1 protein-coding gene is annotated in these 1,731 nt (G+C 64.5%); it reads left to right on the top strand.

The window, feature by feature from the left end; genetic code table 11:
• The first annotated feature begins 142 nt into the window (after positions 1–142).
• The gene (locus QMX97_RS31975; protein WP_282398236.1) at positions 143–1,651 is read left to right on the top strand and encodes a sigma-54-dependent transcriptional regulator; all 1,509 of its coding nucleotides are present in this window, start codon (positions 143–145) and stop codon (positions 1,649–1,651) included.
• Positions 1,652–1,731: the final 80 nt, after the last annotated feature.

Here is a 1,731-nt window from a genome sequence, read left to right as displayed (position 1 = left end):
GCCTCCGATAGCGGTCTGACAGGCGATACCTTAATTGACTGATCCACCGCTATCGCAGGCAAGCCAGCTCCCACATTTTTGATCTCCATCACTGGTCAGGCATACTTGCCACCTCTCGCTCGCCAGAACCAAAAACAACCCCATGCGTATCCACGTCAGCTTCATCGACCGCGTCGGTATCACCCAGGAAGTCCTGGCCTTGCTCGGTGGGCGCAACCTCAACCTGGATGCCGTGGAGATGGTCCCGCCCAACGTGTACATCGATGCGCCGACCCTCAGCGCCGAGGTGCTTGAAGAGCTGCGTGACGCGCTATTCAGCGTGCATGGCGTGCAGGCAGTGACCGTGGTGGACATCCTTCCCGGCCAACGCCGCCACTTGCAACTCGACGCCCTGCTGGCGGCCATGACCGACCCGGTACTGGCGCTGGACAGCGCGGGCAAGATCCTGCTGGCCAACCCGGCGTTGATCGCGCTGTACGGTCGCGAACCGGCCGGGGAAAGCATCGCCGAGCTGTTCAATGACCCGTCGCTGCTCGACACCTTGCTGGAACATGGCTTCCGCCTGCCGCTGCGCGAGATCAGCGTCAACGGCCAGACCTTGCTGCTCGACGCCACGCCGATCACCGACGCCGGCGCCCTGCTCACCCTCTATCAGCCCAACCGCATCGGTGAACAACTGTCGGCGCTGCACCACGACCACGCCGAGGGTTTTGATGCGCTGCTGGGCGAGTCGCCGGTGATCCGTACGCTCAAGGCACGCGCACAACGGGTGGCGGCGCTGGATGCACCGCTGCTGATCCAGGGCGAAACCGGCACCGGCAAGGAGCTGGTGGCGCGGGCCTGCCACGCCATCAGCGCGCGGCACAGTGCACCGTTTTTGGCGCTGAACTGCGCGGCGCTGCCGGAGAACCTCGCCGAGAGTGAACTGTTCGGCTACGCCCCCGGCGCGTTCACCGGTGCGCAGCGCGGCGGCAAGCCGGGGCTGATGGAGCTGGCCAACCAGGGCACGGTGTTCCTGGATGAAATCGGCGAAATGTCGCCATACCTGCAGGCCAAGCTGCTGCGTTTTCTCAACGACGGCAGCTTCCGTCGGGTCGGCGGCGACCGCGAAGTGAAGGTCAATGTGCGCATTCTCAGCGCGACCCACCGCGACCTGGAAAAGATGGTCAGCGAAGGTACCTTCCGCGAAGACCTGTTCTACCGCCTCAACGTGCTCAACGTCGAAGTGCCGCCGCTGCGCGAACGCGGCCAGGACATCCTGCTGCTGGCGCGCTACTTCATGCAGCAGGCCTGCGCGCAGATCCAGCGCCCGGTGTGCCGCCTGGCACCCGGCACTTATCCCGCTCTGCTGGGCAACCGCTGGCCGGGCAATGTGCGCCAGTTGCAGAACGTGATCTTCCGCGCCGCGGCCATCTGCGAAAGCAGCCTGGTGGATATCGGCGACCTGGACATCGCCGGCACCTCGGTCGCCCGCCAAAGCGATGGTGAAGTCGACAGCCTCGAGCAAGCGGTGGAAGATTTCGAGCGCGGGTTGCTGGAAAAGCTCTATACCAGCTACCCCTCGACCCGCCAATTGGCCAGCCGCCTGCAAACCTCGCACACCGCCATCGCCCATCGCCTGCGCAAGTACGGCATTCCCAACAAGCCCTGACTGAACGTAGTGAACATGTGGGAGCTGGCTTGCCTGCGATAGCGGTGAGTCGGTCAACACCGCTATCGCCGGCAAGCCAG

This window comes from Pseudomonas sp. PS01298 (genome assembly GCF_029959745.1).
GTDB lineage: Bacteria > Pseudomonadota > Gammaproteobacteria > Pseudomonadales > Pseudomonadaceae > Aquipseudomonas > Aquipseudomonas aylmerensis.
Note: the sequence above shows the minus strand (reverse complement) of the source record. Positions and strands in the feature narration are given on the sequence as shown.